The sequence below is a fragment of the Blautia sp. An249 genome (genome assembly GCF_002159835.1).
GTDB classification, from domain to species: domain Bacteria; phylum Bacillota; class Clostridia; order Lachnospirales; family Lachnospiraceae; genus Blautia_A; species Blautia_A avistercoris.
Genome location: NZ_NFJL01000014.1, coordinates 88,857 through 105,277 on the forward strand (window position 1 = coordinate 88,857; position 16,421 = coordinate 105,277).

Annotated in this window: 18 protein-coding genes; 10 read left to right on the forward strand and 8 right to left on the reverse strand. The window is 43.9% G+C overall.

Going from position 1 to position 16,421, the window contains the following annotated elements; genetic code table 11:
* The 8 genes from era to B5F53_RS13520 all read left to right on the forward strand — a co-directional run bounded on the left by era (window position 1) and on the right by B5F53_RS13520 (window position 9,355).
* Window positions 1–912, forward strand: a complete 912-nt coding sequence (gene era / locus B5F53_RS13485; RefSeq protein WP_330396208.1) for a GTPase Era — start codon at window positions 1–3, stop codon at window positions 910–912.
* On the forward strand, window positions 909–1,664 hold the full coding sequence (gene recO, locus B5F53_RS13490) for a DNA repair protein RecO (protein ID WP_087224269.1): 756 nt from the start codon (window positions 909–911) through the stop codon (window positions 1,662–1,664). The genes era and recO overlap by 4 nt, the downstream gene beginning before the upstream one ends.
* 94 nt (window positions 1,665–1,758) lie before the next feature.
* Complete coding sequence (locus tag B5F53_RS13495; RefSeq protein ID WP_087224270.1) at window positions 1,759–3,153, forward strand: glycine--tRNA ligase; 1,395 nt, start codon at window positions 1,759–1,761, stop codon at window positions 3,151–3,153.
* A gap of 234 nt (window positions 3,154–3,387) precedes the next feature.
* Window positions 3,388–4,635, forward strand: coding sequence for a 6-phosphofructokinase (locus tag B5F53_RS13500; RefSeq protein WP_087224272.1), 1,248 nt, complete (start codon window positions 3,388–3,390; stop codon window positions 4,633–4,635).
* A gap of 193 nt (window positions 4,636–4,828) precedes the next feature.
* Window positions 4,829–7,453, forward strand: coding sequence for a pyruvate, phosphate dikinase (ppdK, locus tag B5F53_RS13505; RefSeq protein ID WP_087224274.1), 2,625 nt, complete (start codon window positions 4,829–4,831; stop codon window positions 7,451–7,453).
* A 447-nt stretch (window positions 7,454–7,900) separates the two neighbouring features.
* Complete coding sequence (locus B5F53_RS13510; RefSeq protein ID WP_087224276.1) at window positions 7,901–8,161, forward strand: DUF4160 domain-containing protein; 261 nt, start codon at window positions 7,901–7,903, stop codon at window positions 8,159–8,161.
* Window positions 8,162–8,177: 16 nt separating this feature from the next.
* Window positions 8,178–8,486 carry a DUF2442 domain-containing protein gene (locus B5F53_RS13515; protein ID WP_087224278.1) on the forward strand — a complete coding sequence of 103 codons (309 nt, stop codon included), beginning with the start codon at window positions 8,178–8,180 and terminating at the stop codon, window positions 8,484–8,486.
* A gap of 233 nt (window positions 8,487–8,719) precedes the next feature.
* Window positions 8,720–9,355: a DUF3786 domain-containing protein gene (locus tag B5F53_RS13520; protein ID WP_087224280.1), complete on the forward strand. Its 636-nt coding sequence runs from the start codon at window positions 8,720–8,722 to the stop codon at window positions 9,353–9,355.
* A gap of 18 nt (window positions 9,356–9,373) precedes the next feature.
* Here B5F53_RS13520 and B5F53_RS13525 read toward each other — a convergent pair whose 3' ends face one another.
* Window positions 9,374–10,210 (reverse strand): NAD-dependent protein deacetylase, SIR2 family, encoded by an 837-nt coding sequence (locus B5F53_RS13525; protein ID WP_242970319.1) that lies wholly within the window; start codon window positions 10,208–10,210, stop codon window positions 9,374–9,376.
* The gene (locus tag B5F53_RS13530) at window positions 10,207–11,187 is read right to left on the reverse strand and encodes an NAD-dependent protein deacetylase (protein WP_087224282.1); all 981 of its coding nucleotides are present in this window, start codon (window positions 11,185–11,187) and stop codon (window positions 10,207–10,209) included. The genes B5F53_RS13525 and B5F53_RS13530 overlap by 4 nt, the downstream gene beginning before the upstream one ends.
* 310 nt (window positions 11,188–11,497) lie before the next feature.
* On the opposite strand from B5F53_RS13530, the gene B5F53_RS13535 reads away from it, so the two are divergent.
* Together B5F53_RS13535 and B5F53_RS13540 are read left to right on the forward strand one after the other, a co-directional pair.
* Window positions 11,498–11,950, forward strand: coding sequence for an Rrf2 family transcriptional regulator (locus tag B5F53_RS13535; protein WP_087224284.1), 453 nt, complete (start codon window positions 11,498–11,500; stop codon window positions 11,948–11,950).
* Entirely contained in the window at window positions 11,940–12,422 is a 483-nt protein-coding gene (locus tag B5F53_RS13540) for an NADH-quinone oxidoreductase subunit NuoE family protein (protein ID WP_162610611.1), read from the forward strand. Before B5F53_RS13535 ends, B5F53_RS13540 begins: the two co-directional genes overlap by 11 nt.
* A gap of 368 nt (window positions 12,423–12,790) precedes the next feature.
* Here the strand turns inward: B5F53_RS13540 and B5F53_RS20130 are convergent, their stop codons facing one another.
* The 6 genes from B5F53_RS20130 to B5F53_RS13560 all read right to left on the reverse strand — a co-directional run bounded on the left by B5F53_RS20130 (window position 12,791) and on the right by B5F53_RS13560 (window position 16,081).
* Window positions 12,791–12,931, reverse strand: coding sequence for a hypothetical protein (locus tag B5F53_RS20130; protein ID WP_204246939.1), 141 nt, complete (start codon window positions 12,929–12,931; stop codon window positions 12,791–12,793).
* A 49-nt stretch (window positions 12,932–12,980) separates the two neighbouring features.
* On the reverse strand, window positions 12,981–13,439 hold the full coding sequence (locus B5F53_RS13545) for a VOC family protein (RefSeq protein WP_087224288.1): 459 nt from the start codon (window positions 13,437–13,439) through the stop codon (window positions 12,981–12,983).
* Between the two features lie 72 nt (window positions 13,440–13,511).
* A complete protein-coding gene (locus tag B5F53_RS13550; protein ID WP_242970320.1) occupies window positions 13,512–14,441 on the reverse strand; it encodes a MobA/MobL family protein in 930 nt (309 codons plus the stop codon).
* Complete coding sequence (locus B5F53_RS20370) at window positions 14,378–14,644, reverse strand: MobA/MobL family protein (protein ID WP_242970321.1); 267 nt, start codon at window positions 14,642–14,644, stop codon at window positions 14,378–14,380. The genes B5F53_RS13550 and B5F53_RS20370 overlap by 64 nt, the downstream gene beginning before the upstream one ends.
* 218 nt (window positions 14,645–14,862) lie before the next feature.
* Complete coding sequence (locus B5F53_RS13555) at window positions 14,863–15,135, reverse strand: DUF3847 domain-containing protein (protein ID WP_242970322.1); 273 nt, start codon at window positions 15,133–15,135, stop codon at window positions 14,863–14,865.
* A 127-nt stretch (window positions 15,136–15,262) separates the two neighbouring features.
* Complete coding sequence (locus B5F53_RS13560; RefSeq protein ID WP_087224292.1) at window positions 15,263–16,081, reverse strand: helix-turn-helix domain-containing protein; 819 nt, start codon at window positions 16,079–16,081, stop codon at window positions 15,263–15,265.
* Between the last annotated feature and the right edge of the window lie 340 nt (window positions 16,082–16,421).

Genomic DNA, 16,421 nt, shown 5'->3' on the forward strand with positions numbered 1-16,421 from the left:
ATGATGGAAGAACAGGCAACATTTAAATCCGGTTTTGCTGCAATTATCGGCAGACCAAACGTGGGTAAATCCACGCTGATGAATTATCTGATTGGACAGAAGATTGCAATTACCTCCAAGAAACCCCAGACCACCAGAAATCGCATTCAGACGGTTTATACTTCCGGCGAGGGGCAGATTGTTTTTCTGGATACGCCGGGAATTCATAAGGCAAAGAATAAGCTGGGAGAATATATGGTAAAGGTCGCAGAAAGGACTCTCAAAGAAGTGGATGTGATCTTATGGCTGGTGGAGCCTACCACCTACATCGGAGCAGGAGAGCGTCATATTGCAGAACAGTTAGGAGGGCTTCATCTCCCTGTAATCTTAATTATTAACAAAACTGACACGGTATCCAGGGAAGAAATTGCGAAAGCCATTGATACTTATAAAGAGCTTTATCCCTTTGACGAAATTATTCCCTGTTCCGCTTTACGGGGAAATAATACCCAGGATATTCCGGCCTGCATTTTTAAGTATCTTCCCTACGGCCCTATGTATTATGATGAGGATACGGTGACCGATCAGCCCCAGCGGCAGATTGCAGCGGAAATTATCCGGGAAAAGGCCCTTCATGCCCTGGATGCGGAAATTCCCCACGGCATTGCGGTGGCGATTGATACCATGCATGCCAGGAAGCATGGGAAACTGATGGACATAGACGCCACAATTATCTGCGAACGGGATTCTCATAAAGGAATTATTATTGGAAAACAGGGCGCCATGCTGAAAAAAATCGGAAGCAACGCCCGGTTCGAGCTGGAGAGGATGCTGGAATGCCAGGTAAATCTGAAACTTTGGGTAAAAGTAAAAAAAGACTGGAGAGACAGCGATTTCTTAATAAAAAATTTCGGATATGATGAGAAAGCATGAGTGATTTAATTACAGTCCAGGGTGTGGTTCTGTCTGCCATGCCCATAGGCGAATACGATAAGAGGCTGGTTCTTCTGACAAAAGAGCGGGGAAAAATTTCGGTTTTCGCCAAGGGAGCCCGCAGACCCAACAGCCCTTATCTGGCGGCGGCCAATCCCTTTGTATTTGGCAGCTTTACCTTATACGAAGGGAGGAGCAGCTATAATCTTAACCAGGTTTCGGTTACCAGTCATTTTACGGAAATTGCGGGAGCGCAGCCGGAAGTCTACTATGGCTTCTACTTTCTGGAGGTGGCGGATTATTACGGGAGAGAGGGGAATAACGAGATTGAGATGATCAATCTTTTATATGTCAGTCTGAAAGCCCTCTTAAATCCGCAGATAGAGAATCCCCTTATCCGTTATACCTTTGAATTTAGGGTTCTGGTCATTCAGGGAGAGTATCCGGAGATTTATCAGTGTGTTTCCTGTCAGCAACAGGAGGAGCTGCAGTTTTTCTCCCAGAACAGCCACGGGATGTTATGCAGATCCTGTGCCCGGCAGGTCGCAGATGCCAGACCGGTTCTGCCTTCCGTAATTTACGCCTTGCAGTACATAGCAGGAGTACCTCTTACGAAGCTGTATTCTTTTACAGTGAAACAGGAAGTTCTGGAAGGCTTAAAAAAACTGGTGGGTGTCTATTTTTCCAGACAGATAGATAAAAAATTAAAAAGCCTTGAAATTTTAAAGATTATCTGCGGGACGGGAATTTAAAGAAGATTTCAAGTTGAAAAATTCAGACAGGACAGTTATAATAATGAAGATAGCCTGAAAAGGCGGAAAACCAATAGATTAGGAGAGAGCGACAATGGAAAAAACAATGGATAAAATCGTTGCTTTGGCAAAAGCAAGAGGTTTTGTATATCCGGGTTCTGAGATTTACGGCGGCCTTGCAAATACCTGGGATTATGGTAATCTGGGCGTTGAGTTAAAAAATAATGTAAAACGTGCATGGTGGCAGAAATTTATTCAGGAGTCCCCCTATAATGTAGGCGTGGACTGTGCAATTTTAATGAACCCGCAGACCTGGGTGGCTTCCGGTCATTTGGGCGGATTTTCCGATCCCCTTATGGACTGCCGGGAATGCCATGAACGGTTCCGCGCAGACAAGATTATTGAAGACTTCTGTATGGAAAAAGGGATTACACTGGAGGAATCCGTGGATGCCTGGAGCCAGGAGAAAATGACAAACTTTATTGAAGAACATCAGATTCCCTGTCCTACCTGCGGAAAGCATAATTTCACAGACATCCGTCAGTTTAACCTGATGTTTAAAACTTTCCAGGGCGTTACAGAAGATGCAAAGAATACAGTATATTTAAGACCGGAAACGGCGCAGGGAATCTTTGTAAACTTTAAAAATGTCCAGAGAACCTCCAGAAAGAAGATTCCTTTCGGAATCGGACAGATAGGAAAGTCTTTCCGTAACGAGATTACGCCGGGCAACTTTACGTTCCGTACCCGCGAGTTTGAACAGATGGAACTGGAATTCTTCTGTGAACCGGGAACCGATCTGGAATGGTTTGCTTACTGGAAGAAATTCTGTCTGGACTGGCTCAGCGCTCTGGGACTGAAAGAGGATGAAGTACGTTACCGGGATCATGAGAAAGAGGAATTGAGCTTCTACAGCAAGGCAACCACAGACGTGGAATTCTTATTCCCCTTCGGCTGGGGAGAACTGTGGGGCATTGCTGACCGTACAGACTATGACTTATCTCAGCATCAGGAAGTATCCGGCCAGGATTTAAGTTATTTCGATGATGAAAAGAAAGAGAAGTACATTCCTTACGTAATTGAACCTTCCCTGGGCGCCGATCGTATGGTTCTGGCATTTTTATGCAGCGCTTATGATGAAGAAGTGCTGGACGCAGAGAAAAACGACGTACGTACGGTACTTCATTTCCATCCGGTATTAGCTCCTGTGAAAATTGGCGTTCTGCCTCTTTCAAAGAAACTTTCCGAGCCGGCAATGAAGATTTACGAAGAGCTGTCTAAGAAGTATAACTGTGAGTTTGATGACAGAGGAAATATTGGAAAACGTTACCGCAGACAGGATGAGATTGGAACCCCATTCTGCATCACTTACGATTTTGATTCGGAAACCGACGGGGCAGTTACCGTTCGTGACAGAGATACCATGGAACAGGAAAGAATCAAAATTGAAGATTTAAAAGCTTATTTCGAAGAAAAATTTACATTTTAAGAAGAGAATCCGCCGGGCTGAAGACCCGGCGGATTTTTGTAAACTGCCATCATCTGCAGTCCGGGAGCTTACAAGGTTTTGAAGAAAAAAGTTTTGATTTGTGCAAAAAGAACGAAAAAAGTAAAAAAATGGAAGGAATTAAGGGTATATCAGACAATTAAAACTTGTGCTTATCAGGAAAATTTGCTATAATGGTTAAAGTTACAGCAATTTATCAAAGGGGGATGAACAATTATGGCGAAAAAACGCAACATCATCGTGGGACAGTCAGGAGGCCCCACATCAGTAATTAACTCCAGTCTCGCCGGCGTATACAAGAATGCAATCGAAAGAGGATTTGATAAAGTTTACGGCATGCTTCACGGAGTTCAGGGTTTACTGGATGAACAGTATGTGGATCTTTCTACGCAGATACATTCTGAACTGGATATTGAACTGTTAAAAAGAACGCCGTCAGCTTTTTTAGGCTCCTGCCGTTTTAAGCTTCCGGAGATACATGAAGACAGAAATATTTACGAGAAGATTTTTGAAATTCTGAATAAATTAAGCATTGAAGCCTTCATTTATATCGGCGGAAACGATTCTATGGATACCATTAAGAAACTGTCGGATTATGCCATTCTTACGGGACAGTCTCAGAAGTTTTTGGGTGTGCCCAAAACCATCGACAATGACCTGGCTCTGACCGATCATACACCTGGATTCGGAAGTGCGGCCAAATATATCGGCGCTTCCACGAAAGAAGTTATCCGGGACGCTCACGGTCTGACCTATAAGAAAAATATGATTACCATTATGGAAATCATGGGAAGAAATGCAGGATGGCTCACAGGCGCAACGGCATTGGCAAAGTCAGAAGACTGCGAAGGACCGGATTTGATTTATCTGCCGGAAGTGCCCTTTGATATTGACAAGTTCTTAAGCAAGGTGAAAGAACTGCAGAAAAAGAAATCATCCATCGTTATCGCTGTTTCAGAAGGAATCAAACTGGCGGACGGCCGGTATGTATGCGAACTTGGAAATGTGGGAGATTATGTAGACGCTTTCGGACATAAGCAGCTTCAGGGAACGGCTACTTACCTTGCCAACTTCCTGGCTGGAGAATGCGGATGCAAGACAAGAGCTGTGGAACTTTCCACACTTCAGAGAAGCGCTTCTCATATGGCCTCCCGGGTGGATATAGACGAAGCATTCATGGTTGGAGGAGCAGCAGTAAAGGCGGCTGACGAAGGAGATACCGGAAAGATGGTAGTTATTGACCGTGTTTCTGATGATCCTTATATGAGCGCTACGGGAATCTACGATGTACACCGAATCGCCAACGAAGAGAAACTGGTGCCCAGAAACTGGATGAATAAAGAAGGCAACTATGTAACAAAAGACTTCATTGATTACATTAAACCGCTGATTCAGGGAGATTACCAGCCGATAATGGTAAATGGTCTTCCAAGACATCTGGTATTAAGGAAAAAGGGAAGATAAATTTAAGAAATTGTACGCACACCGCCGTTTCGGTTTATCCGGACGGCGGTTTGAAACATCCGGGGTGCTTTTTTTCCTGTACAATCATGTTTTGCCAATTTTCCCCTTGACTATTAAGTGAGAAAAATTTACAATAAATGTGTGCGTAAAATAAGTGCTATGTGTAAAAGTACAAATCAGGAGGAAATGTAAAATGGCAAAATGGGTTTACTTATTTAAAGAAGGCAATGCCGATATGAGAAACCTGCTTGGCGGTAAGGGTGCGAACCTGGCAGAGATGACCAATTTAGGCCTTCCGGTACCTCAGGGATTCACAATTACTACCGAAGCATGCACCCAGTATTATGAGGACGGAAGAAAGATCAATGATGAAATCATGGATCAGATCATGGATGCAATTACAAAGATGGAAGAAATCACCGGCAAAAAATTCGGTGACAAAGAAAATCCTCTGCTTGTGTCTGTTCGTTCCGGTGCAAGAGCTTCTATGCCGGGTATGATGGATACCATTCTGAATCTTGGACTGAATGAAGAAGTTGTAGAAGTATTGGCTGAAAAGTCCGGAAATCCCCGTTGGGCATGGGACTGCTACAGAAGATTCATCCAGATGTTCTCTGATGTAGTAATGGAAGTCGGCAAGAAATACTTTGAAGAATTAATTGATAAAATGAAAGCTGAAAAAGGAGTTACTCTGGACGTTGAGCTTACTGCTGACGATCTGAAGAGCCTTGCTGAACAGTTTAAAGCAGAATACAAAGCAAAAATCGGTGAAGACTTCCCGTCTGATCCGAAAGTACAGCTGATGGAAGCTGTAAAAGCTGTATTCCGTTCCTGGGACAACCCGCGTGCAAACGTATACCGTCGTGACAACGACATCCCATATTCCTGGGGAACTGCCGTAAACGTTCAGATGATGGCATTTGGTAACATGGGAGACGACTGTGGTACCGGTGTTGCATTTACAAGAGATCCGGCTACCGGCGAAAACGGTCTGTTCGGAGAATTCCTTACAAATGCACAGGGTGAAGACGTTGTTGCAGGTGTTCGTACACCAATGCACATTTCCGAAATGGAGCAGAAATTCCCGGAAGCATTCGAACAGTTTAAGGGAGTCTGCAAGAAACTGGAAAACCACTACAGAGATATGCAGGATATGGAATTTACCGTAGAACACGGCAAACTGTACATGCTGCAGACACGTAACGGTAAGAGAACTGCAAAGGCAGCTCTGAAGATCGCCTGCGATCTGGTAGACGAAGGAATGAGAACCGAGGAAGAAGCAGTTGCAATGATCGATCCGAGAAACCTGGATACCTTACTGCATCCTCAGTTTGACGCTGCAGCTTTAAAAGCAGCAACTCCGGCAGCAAAGGCACTTGGAGCTTCTCCGGGAGCAGCCTGCGGTAAAGTTGTATTCTCCGCAGAAGATGCAAAAGAATGGGCATCAAGAGGAGAGAAAGTCGTACTTGTACGTCTGGAAACTTCTCCGGAAGATATTGAAGGTATGAAAGCAGCTCAGGGTATTCTGACTGTACGTGGCGGTATGACTTCTCACGCAGCCGTTGTTGCTCGTGGTATGGGTATCTGCTGTGTATCCGGATGCTCTGACATTACCATGGATGAAGAAAACAAGAAGTTCGTTCTTGCAGGCAAGGAATACCATGAGGGAGACTGGATTTCCATTGACGGTTCCACAGGTAACATCTATGACGGCGTTATCGCTACAGTAGATGCTAAGATTGCCGGCGAATTCGAAAGAATTATGGGATGGGCTGACAAATACAGAACCATGAAAGTAAGAACCAATGCAGATACTCCTGCAGATGCTAAGAAAGCACGTGAACTGGGAGCAGAAGGTATCGGTCTGTGCCGTACCGAGCATATGTTCTTTGAAGGTGACAGAATCGACGCATTCCGCGAGATGATCTGCGCTGATACAGTAGAAGAGAGAGAAGCAGCTCTGGATAAGATTCTTCCGGTACAGCAGGGAGACTTTGAGAAACTGTATGAAGCTCTGGAAGGTAACCCGGTTACTATCCGTTTCCTGGATCCGCCTCTTCATGAATTTGTTCCTACAGAGGAAGAGGACATTCAGAAACTGGCAGATGCACAGGGCAAAACGGTAGATCAGATCAAAGCAATCATTGATTCTTTACATGAATTCAACCCGATGATGGGTCATCGTGGATGCCGTCTGGCAGTTACTTATCCGGAAATTGCAAAGATGCAGACAAAAGCTGTTATCCGCGCTGCCATCAATGTACAGAAAGCACATGCTGACTGGAATGTTTGCCCGGAAATCATGATTCCGCTGGTAGGCGACATTAAAGAATTAAAATATGTTAAGAGCGTAGTTGTTGAGACTGCAGATGCAGAAATCGCAGCAGCAGGCGTTGAACTGAAATATGAAGTAGGTACTATGATCGAGATTCCAAGAGCAGCTTTAACTGCAGATGAAATCGCAAAAGAAGCTGACTTCTTCTGCTTCGGTACCAACGACCTGACACAGATGACTTACGGCTTCTCCCGTGACGATGCAGGAAAATTCCTGGAAGCTTACTACGATGCTAAGATCTTTGAAAACGATCCATTTGCAAAACTGGATCAGGTTGGCGTTGGTAAGTTAATGGAAATGGCTATCAAATTAGGTAAGCCTGTAAATCCGAATCTGCACGTGGGAATCTGTGGAGAGCACGGCGGAGATCCTTCTTCTGTTGAATTCTGCAACAAGATTGGTCTGGACTATGTATCCTGCTCACCATTCCGTGTACCGATTGCCCGCCTGGCAGCTGCGCAGGCAGCAATTGCGCAGAGATAATTCAACTCTGTAATATGAAAAGGCAACACAGTTCAGCGAGAACTTAACTTGCCCTGAAATATAAAATAAAGACCTTGTATTATGGGAAACCATAGTATGAGGTCTTGTTTTTTATGTAATAGGAAATTCCGTTGGATTTCCTATTACATAAAAAACGCTCCGCTATGGATGCCACCAGATGCATATGGAATTTGACTGCCTGCGGCAGTCTGCATCTGGCGCGTAAAGAGTACAAGAGCTGGGAAGACAGTCGATTATTTGTTTTTGTCGGACGGGTAGAAGTGTTGTTCGCCCTGTTCGCCCAAAGGACATGGTTACTGTATTGCAAAAACAGATAGAATGCCAATAGTTTTTCTGGCTTATAACTAAAACAAGTGTTATAATGTGACTAAATAATGAAGAAGAGACAAAGAGGTATTTAAAAATAAAAGGAGATGGAATCAACCAATGCCTGAAATCAGTTTGTTTTATGGAATACGCATTACGATGTATTGGAGCGACCACAACCCACCACATTTTCATGCTGAATATGGAAATAATAAAGCAATAGTATTAATTGAAGAAGGGATAGTCAGCGAGGGATATTTGCCGAGACGGCAGTTAAAGTTTGTGCTTGCATGGGCAGAAATTCATAAAGACGAATTAATGCAGAATTGGGAATTGTCAAAGGATAATAAGCCGCTGAACAGAATAAACCCGTTAGTTTAATAAAGAGGTGAATCGTATGAGTAATAATAAACTCGATGTCCGTTTCTACCCGGAGATATATCAGGCTGTAGCAGGTAAAAACTATATGGTGTATGCTTATCTGAGCGATGGCAGCGTGAGAGAATTTGATGTTGCACCCTTGATAAAACAGGGGGGGGTTTTTCGGAAAATTGAGGATGAAACTACATTTAGAAACACATTGACCGTCCTGAACGGGACTGTTGCATGGGATGTGGCAGGAAACCGTAATGAATATGAATGTATTGATATTGACCCTATGACAATTTTTAAGTGTAAGATTGTTCCGGAAATCCCTGAAATCTGAATCGGGAAAATAAGAAACATTCACAGGGATTTGCCTATTGATGTTTATATCTGAATGATTATAAGCGTATCATTAGAAATAGTGGTACGCTTATTTTGCTCGTTTGTGCTGACCTGCTTCAGACGGAGATTCTTTTAGGTTTGAGGCAGTTTATAGTGGAAATAAATTTCGGCCGAGAACATGACGTATATTGTGTCCAATGGGTAGCGCTATTAGAACCGAAGGGAGAAGATATGGTAAAAATAAAAGTACAAAGCAATTCTGGAAACAGAGCTTTCCAGGAAATGAAAAAAGCTGCAGTAGAAAGGCTTCAGGGAAAGTCCATTGAACAAATAGCTGAAAAAGCAGATGTATTATTAAAGAGAGAGCAAGGATTTCTGGAACTGGAGAGTCTGGGACAGAAAATACAGATTGCATACCCTTCCTGGGAACTTCGAGAGGAATTGGAGCCATGGCATACGCTTCTGCTGCTGCATTACCTTGAAATAGCGGACGGAACGCCGGTATCCGGAGAGTGGGTGACTTTCGGAAATCTAAAAGATGGATTGATCAGGGGGACAGGATTTGACCGCACAGCAGACATAGAATTAGGGAAATTCCTGAAGGGAAAAGATGTGGAAGAGCTAAAGGGAATTTTAGACACTCTGGGAGCCAGAATTGTAAATGGAAGAGCAGATTTAAGTGCAGAACTTCTATTGTTTCCGCGTTATCCGTTCCTTTTAAATCTCTGGATGGAAGATGAGGAATTTCCGGCTACAGGTAAACTCCTGGTAGATAAAAGCGCAGACCATTATCTGACGATAGAGGATGCGGTTACTGCAGGTGATGTATTGCTGAGGAGGCTTAAAGATGCAGAACATGTTAAATAAGACGCGGTGACGGCAGGGTTATGACTGACACACATCCTTAAGCTGGGACAAAATAGGATCCAAGTAGCCATCCAAACCAAAGGATTTTGACTGAATCTGGTCGGGAATAAGCAGTTCTCCAAGATTGATGGTTACATAGGTGTATTCTGGCTCCTGGGCGACCAGACGCATCAAAGGAGCTTTGATGAGCTGGTTGCGGGGACCAATTCCCAACTCCAGTACCACGACCTTTTTGTTATGATACTTTTCTAAAAATGTGTGGAAATTCTGCTTTGCGTCTGAATCCTCAAGAAACCAGGAGCCTCCGGCCATATGGATTTCCATAGGACCCCCGCATCTGGGGCAGCGGGGAAGCAGATGGGAAGGAATTTTGCCGCCCTGCTCTTCGGCCGCCATTTCTTCCAGTTTATCAAAGGCCGGATAAATTTTGCCATGACAAGGATTCGCGCACTGCATGGTGAGCCAGTTACCTTCTACTTCATATTTTTTCTCCGGTGCAAATCCGGACATTTCGAAATGGCATTCGCCATTGCTGGTGACAATAAAGTAATCTTTTTTACCAACAATGGATTTTAGATTCTGCATCACCGGAGTAGAAGTGTAACCGCTGCAGTAATGATGGACCAGACGGCTCCAGAAGCCCCATTTTTCTTCTTCCGTGGGCCACTGGGCGCCCATTCCATGAAGGATGCAGCGCAGGCCGTACTTTACTTTCAGGTCGCCGAACAGGTTTTGGAAAGCTTCATCAGCGGCAAACAAATGAAGTCCTTCCGTGATGGACAGACCGTTGCTTGCCCCGACTAAAACAGCATCTGCCTCTCTGATTTTTTCTGCGATTTGTTTCAGTTCTTTCATTTCCGTATTTCCTCCTTTTCCATTTCAGCTCTTACATCTTTCAAAACTGCGGCAATGTCCCCCTGGATTGCTACGCCCTTATCCTCAATCTGTCGGGGCAGGAAAGCATACTGGGCGTTGACGGAAATATATCGGGTATCCGGCAGGCTGCAGGTCAGGCTCCAAAAGGGCTCCTGGATAAACATCGGGGTCATTCTTCCCACACCAAGTTCAATGAGAAGGAGCTTTTTTGTGCTGTTTTTCTGGATGTAATCGGAAATTTTCTGATATTGTTCTTCGTACTTCGTGCCTTGCATGAAGTTGCCGTAACCCCGCACCCAGGGAAAGGCTTCAGCGCCGCAGTGAGGGCAGCGGGGAATCATTTCTTCGGGAACGCTGGTACCTTCCCCCATGGCCTGGAACATTTTTTCCACGGGTTCCAGGGCATCCCAGGTTTCATCACAGCATGCTTTGGAACACTGGAAGAAACGGTGGTCTCCCTGAATCTGGCTGACCTTATCTTCCGGGTAGATTTTTACAAACTGCGTGTCCTGATTGGTAGTCAGAATGAAAAAGTCTTTCCCTTTCAAAATGGCGTCCAAATCCAGGTAAGGTTCCCGGATAGGGGCATGCTGTGTGGTATGAAGAAACGTTACCAGGTAGCCCCAAAATTCGCCACGGGTGTCAAAGGGATGAGCCATTCCGGCAAAGGCACCTTTGAAACCATATTTCTCCGCAAATTTTCCAAAATGCTCTCGATAGGAAGGTGTATCATCATAATAGAAATCTCCGCCGCCGGAAGCCGACAGCCCGGAAGCGCCTCCGATGATGATACAGTCGGCCTCATTCACCTGCCGGGCAAATTCCTGAATCTGTTTCTGATATGGAAGCGGCGTTTTTTCGCTCAGCTTTACCGGGGTGCTTCCTGAAGCATATACGTGGTAATATCTGGAATAGTTCATTTGTGTTTGGGTAACCAGAGTTTCATAAAGAGTCATAGACTGACCGTCCTTTCCGCATAAAATCCTGTACGTCTCAAGAATTTGTATATTTCTGCATAAATATATTTGTTATTTTTAAAATTACATCAAAAGAATAACATGTAAATTATAAAATTGCAAGATGATTTTAAAAGAAAATAGAAGAGTGAAATAAAAAATAGACAGTGACGCAGAAACTGGTAGTGACATGTTTGACAACCACCTGTGGGTGTGTTATTTTTTGAATTACAACGAATGAAACGAAACATAATATGTAATTTTTTGAAAGTAAGATATTTTGAATATATATCAGGAGGAAATTGTGATAATGAAATATTCTACAAAATTAAGTGATGCGGTTCACATTATGGTATTTATAGAACTAAGCAATCAAATTACATTGACCAGTACAGAAATAGCCGCAAGTATTCAGACTAATCCGGCTTATGTGCGGCAGCTGATGGCGAAGCTGAAGGCTGCAGGATTGATTCAGAGCCGCCGGGGACAGGCAAAACCATGCTTAGATCGTAAACCGGAGGAAATCACTCTGCTGGATGTTTACCGGGCGGTAGAAGGAACAAAGCCACTTCTGCATCTGGATACCCATACAAATCCGGAATGCCATGTAGGTGTGTACATACAATATGCACTGCAGGATTATTATGATGAGATCCAACAGGAAGCAGAAAAACGAATGAATGAGATTCATTTATCGGATGTTATCCGTACATTTCGGGAAAAATATGAAATACAGGGAGGTGAAAGGGATTATGACAGCTAAAAGCCAGGAAGAAATTAAAAAAGAAATATACCGCTATTACCAGAGTCAGCCAAGAACCCAGGAGATGTATACAGCCATGCTTACAGAATTACAGGAGACGTTCGGAGCCTTGTCGCCGAAGCTTCTTTCAGAAGCGGCAGAGGTTCTGGGGATCAAGGCTTCTGTCCTTGCCTGCCTCGTGAAATTTTCCGCTCATTTAAAACTTGAGGACTATAAGTATAAGTTGGTTGTCTGTGAAGGCGGGCGCTGTGGCAAGAGAGGGAATTTATCTGTTCTTCAGGCTTTGAAAAAGGAGCTTCAGATAGGAAAGGACGGATTTTCCCGGGACAAACAGATTTACTTCACTACCCAGAATTGTATGAAGCGCTGTAAGGACGGCCCTAATCTTACCATAAACGGCGAATTATTTTCCTATATGACAGTTGAGCAGGCTTTGGATGTTGTGAAAAGCTGCATTTCACGCCATGCGTAACTGGTTGTCGTCGCAAGAAATGCTGGGAGCCGGAAGAGACTGACGAAATCCGGCCAGAAGACCGGAGAAAGAAGAAAAATGTGAGGAAGATACTGAGCCTTGGGCGGCGGTGGTCTTAATGGCTGTTTGAGTGTTTTCTTGCATAGGCTCTCCTTTCTGATTTTGGCAAAAGAAAAAGCAGGAAGTCCTTTTCAAGATTTCCTGCTCGGTAGTGCTACTGTGAGGGTAGCGGTTATTCAGTTTTCAATGGCTGTGTTACGCAATAGAAGCCCATTTTTGAGGGCAAAGGTATAAAATATCGTCTTTGCGATTTTGAAGCCGCCTACTGCGTAACAATACAAGGCATTTTCAAAGTGACAAACAGGGATTTATTGTTTATCTTTATCCGTTTCATTCTTTTTATTTTTTCTGTCCTGCCAATACTTTCTACTCCAAAAAGTACCAGCCAGTGAACAGCCTCCACCTAAAAGAAGCACAACAATCAAAACTAAAAGCCAAAAATCATTCATTACAAAATCCTCCTCAAATTCCAATTTTCTCTGTTCTACAAGCTGGTATTTAACGCATACAGGCATTGACAAATTTCATGGGTACGTCCATGCGTTCTGCTACTTGTTCTGGTGTCATTCCACTGTTTAAGAAACGCTTGCATACTATTTTCATGTTCTCGCCAACTTCGATAATATGTTTATCCGGGTCATAGAAACGAACAACACGCTGTCCCCATGAATGTTCTACAATAGGGTGGACATATTCAACATCACATTCTTTCAGCTTATCCGCAAATTCATCAAAATTATCTTCTTCAAAGTAAATTTCAAAGTTATTGCCACCAAAAGAAATATCGCTTTTCCCGATAAAGTCTTTATAGGTTTCAACTGTCTGCAAAGCCAAACCGCCTGTTAGAGTTTTATTCGCTCCAAAATCCATAATCACATGAAGTCCAAAAATCTTTTTATAAAACTCGACTGATTTATCTATATCGGTTACCACCAACATAGGATTTTTCATTTTCATTTTCCCTACCTCCACAAATAGAAAAATTTTCTTGATTTTCGTTATTGCTATTATACCATTTCTTCGGCGCAATCACAATTCCATATCACGCCGCTTGTTCTGCGTCTTGGCTCTGGTCTGTTCCGGCTGTACCGCCTGTTCCACGCACTTCTTGACCGCTTCGGCTTCCTGTACCTCCGCTTTCAAGGTCTGCAAACTGCCGTACAAGCGGCTTTTCTTTTGGGTAAGGTCGGCAACTTCGGCTTTCCATGCTTTCAGCTTCGGCACATTGTCTTTCCCTAAATGCTCTTTGAGATAACGCTCGGCACTTTGGTACAAAATCAATGCGGCTCGGTGGCTCTCAAAAAATGCGTCCTGCTTCTTGGGCTTGGTCTGCATATACGCCTTGTAGGTGGGGCGGTGTTCCAGATATTTCTCGGCTTGGCTTATCAGTTCCTTGCGCTCATGGAGTAGCTTTTCCGTCTGTTTGATTTCCCCATTGGTATTCCAGTACCGCTTTTTCATATCCGACACAACTTCCTGCAACTGCACAAGGGTAGTGATATTCCTGCTCTGCAAGAATTGAAACGCCTTTGCGTACAACTTCAAGTCTTGGATTTTCCCGTACCGGCTTTGCGGCTTGGCGGCTTCTGTGTAGGCTCGGTCAAGCAATTCTAAAAGGGTAAGCGGCTGTTCTGGACGCTCGGAAGGGATAGGAACGGAAGGGAAAGGATTGACCGATTGATTTTCCTTTGCCTGTGAAGCCTTTTCTTTTATCCATGCTGTGAGGGCGGCAATCCGGCGTTTGACTTCCTTTAACAGTCGGTTTTGCTCCCGTATCTCTCTGTTATGCTCGCCTTTCTCCGTCACAATCCCTCTGCGCTCCATTTGGGTGGCGGCAACGCCCATGTGGACGGTAGGTATCTGCTCTATGCCTTGCCGCTTATAGGAACGGTGGTCTATGCGCTCTGGTCTGTCCTGCGCCGCAAGATAGCGGTTTGCATTTTCTCCACGCTGTTCCAAAGGATAGAACGGTCTGCAAAATCCGGCGGCGCATGGGGCGGCAAGAGGATTTCCGTATGCACGATACCGCCTTTCCTCGTAAAGTCATGGGTAACGCCGTCATAGTGGTTTGTGAGGGTTTCTCCGCTTCGGTAAGCGGCGGCAACGGCTGACTTGCCTTTCCCTCTGCTGATTATCTTAATACTGCAATGATATATCGCCACGCTGTCAACCTCCTTTCGGGCGGTATATTCAGACTTCATGGCAGACGATAGACTGCAAAGCAGGGTATCGTCTGGCGTGAAGTACACAAGGGGTAGGGAATGAAATCCCCGTAGGGGAGTGTAGCTCCCCTGTATCAGCGGAACGCTGATACAAGCCCTCGGCAGAGCGCACACACCTGTAAAGGTGTATAAGTGCGCCCTTGTTAAGCAAGGGAGATTTAATTCTCCCCGTTTTCTTCCCCGATTTTCCGTAAATGCTCCTGTGCCTGTGCGGTCTGAAAAGCAATCTCCAACAAGCCCTTTATCTGCTCGTTGCTGTACTGCTCCGGCTTCTCCAACAGGCTTTCCAGTATCGCCCCACGCTCAATAAGGCGGTGTGTCCTCGCCCTGCGTTCTGCGTCCTTTTTCTGATTGAGAAGTTTCCGCTTTCTGTTTTGCAACTGCCGGATTTCTTCCTCGGCTTTTGCAATCTTTTCTTCAATGTCTGTCATGGTTACAATCTCCTTTCTGATTTCGGGCATAAGAAAAGCAGGAAGTCCGTTTCGGGATTTCCTGCTCGGTGGTGCTACTGTGAGGGTAGCGGTTATTTAGTTGTGAATGAGTTCTACAAACTGGGATTTATCTTACATAACCATTTTTTCGTGCATAATCACCAATAATAAAAGCAACTGCTACAATCAACAAAATAAATACAGATAATATATCCCAAATATCAATCACAGGCTCTCCAATCATTTTTGACAATGTACCGTTTATCAAAATCGTAAATGGGATTGCAAACAAAAATGTAATTCCTGTTGCCAATAGTTTTCGTTCTTTAAGTCGATAATATAAAACATAAACTATCCACAGAAATACAAGTGAAATAATTGACATAATTGTGCCGATGCTGAATATCCCATTGACTTTTATCAAAATACTTAATGTGTACATAAAAGGTACAATTAGGATACTAATAGCAATCATCGCCACTAACACCCCTTTCTTTCCCAACAATATAACAGGAAAAGATGCTATCCATGTGACCAATATAGAACTAAGCACAATAAGTGACCATGTCAATGTTCCCGAAATAGCAATATCACATATGCAACATACGAGAATACCAATTACCATAGCAATTGTGTATATTGTTGAAATTATGGTATTCTTATTCATGTTATTCTCATCTTTTTTCTTAAACTCAATGAGATTTTCATTGACTTTTTCTTCGTAATTATTCATTTCTATCCTCTCTCCACTTAATAGTTCATTGACTGTAACATCTAAGATATTGCAAAGTTCCAGCATGATAGATGAGTCAGGCATACATTTTCCTGTTTCCCATTTTGAAACAGCCCTGTCAGTAATATTTAACTTTTCTGCTAATTGTGCCTGCGTCAACCCTTTTTCTTTTCTGCAACTTGCAATAAATCTTCCTGTATCAATTTGATTCACTACAATATGCCTCCTTTCATGCTACACTTTACAATTTTTATCAGCCACCGTACACGAACTATAAGTTGAATAGTTTGATAGATTTTCGATTATCTCTTTAGAAGTTCTTATATGCCGGTATAGCCCATCACTCCGGGCTTTTCCGGCATTTTCGATAGTGGAAGATACTCACGTTTCCTCTCATAACCCCTCACGTCTTTGCTATGGGAAGTAGTAGAAACAGTAGTAAAACCGCCCGTACTACTAAGCCGCAGCCTTGGCTTCCTCCGTGGTTCCCTCGGTGGTTTCCTCGGTGTTCTCCACGGTGGTTTCCGGCTTCGCTTCCAGCCGCTCCATTTCC

Excerpts from the sequence above, each read along its gene's own strand:
- B5F53_RS13535 (WP_087224284.1), top strand. The coding sequence starts at position 11,498 with ATGAAATATTCTACAAAATTAAGTGATGCGGTTCACATTATGGTATTT.
- B5F53_RS13530 (WP_087224282.1), bottom strand. The coding sequence starts at position 11,187 with ATGACTCTTTATGAAACTCTGGTTACCCAAACACAAATGAACTATTCC.
- B5F53_RS20130 (WP_204246939.1), bottom strand. The coding sequence starts at position 12,931 with ATGAATGATTTTTGGCTTTTAGTTTTGATTGTTGTGCTTCTTTTAGGT.
- B5F53_RS13495 (WP_087224270.1), top strand. The coding sequence starts at position 1,759 with ATGGAAAAAACAATGGATAAAATCGTTGCTTTGGCAAAAGCAAGAGGT.
- B5F53_RS13500 (WP_087224272.1), top strand. The coding sequence starts at position 3,388 with ATGGCGAAAAAACGCAACATCATCGTGGGACAGTCAGGAGGCCCCACA.
- era (WP_330396208.1), top strand. The coding sequence starts at position 1 with ATGATGGAAGAACAGGCAACATTTAAATCCGGTTTTGCTGCAATTATC.
- B5F53_RS13525 (WP_242970319.1), bottom strand. The coding sequence starts at position 10,210 with ATGAAAGAACTGAAACAAATCGCAGAAAAAATCAGAGAGGCAGATGCT.
- B5F53_RS13555 (WP_242970322.1), bottom strand. The coding sequence starts at position 15,135 with ATGACAGACATTGAAGAAAAGATTGCAAAAGCCGAGGAAGAAATCCGG.
- B5F53_RS13545 (WP_087224288.1), bottom strand. The coding sequence starts at position 13,439 with ATGAAAATGAAAAATCCTATGTTGGTGGTAACCGATATAGATAAATCA.
- ppdK (WP_087224274.1), top strand. The coding sequence starts at position 4,829 with ATGGCAAAATGGGTTTACTTATTTAAAGAAGGCAATGCCGATATGAGA.
- B5F53_RS13515 (WP_087224278.1), top strand. The coding sequence starts at position 8,178 with ATGAGTAATAATAAACTCGATGTCCGTTTCTACCCGGAGATATATCAG.
- recO (WP_087224269.1), top strand. The coding sequence starts at position 909 with ATGAGTGATTTAATTACAGTCCAGGGTGTGGTTCTGTCTGCCATGCCC.
- B5F53_RS13510 (WP_087224276.1), top strand. The coding sequence starts at position 7,901 with ATGCCTGAAATCAGTTTGTTTTATGGAATACGCATTACGATGTATTGG.
- B5F53_RS13520 (WP_087224280.1), top strand. The coding sequence starts at position 8,720 with ATGGTAAAAATAAAAGTACAAAGCAATTCTGGAAACAGAGCTTTCCAG.
- B5F53_RS13540 (WP_162610611.1), top strand. The coding sequence starts at position 11,940 with ATGACAGCTAAAAGCCAGGAAGAAATTAAAAAAGAAATATACCGCTAT.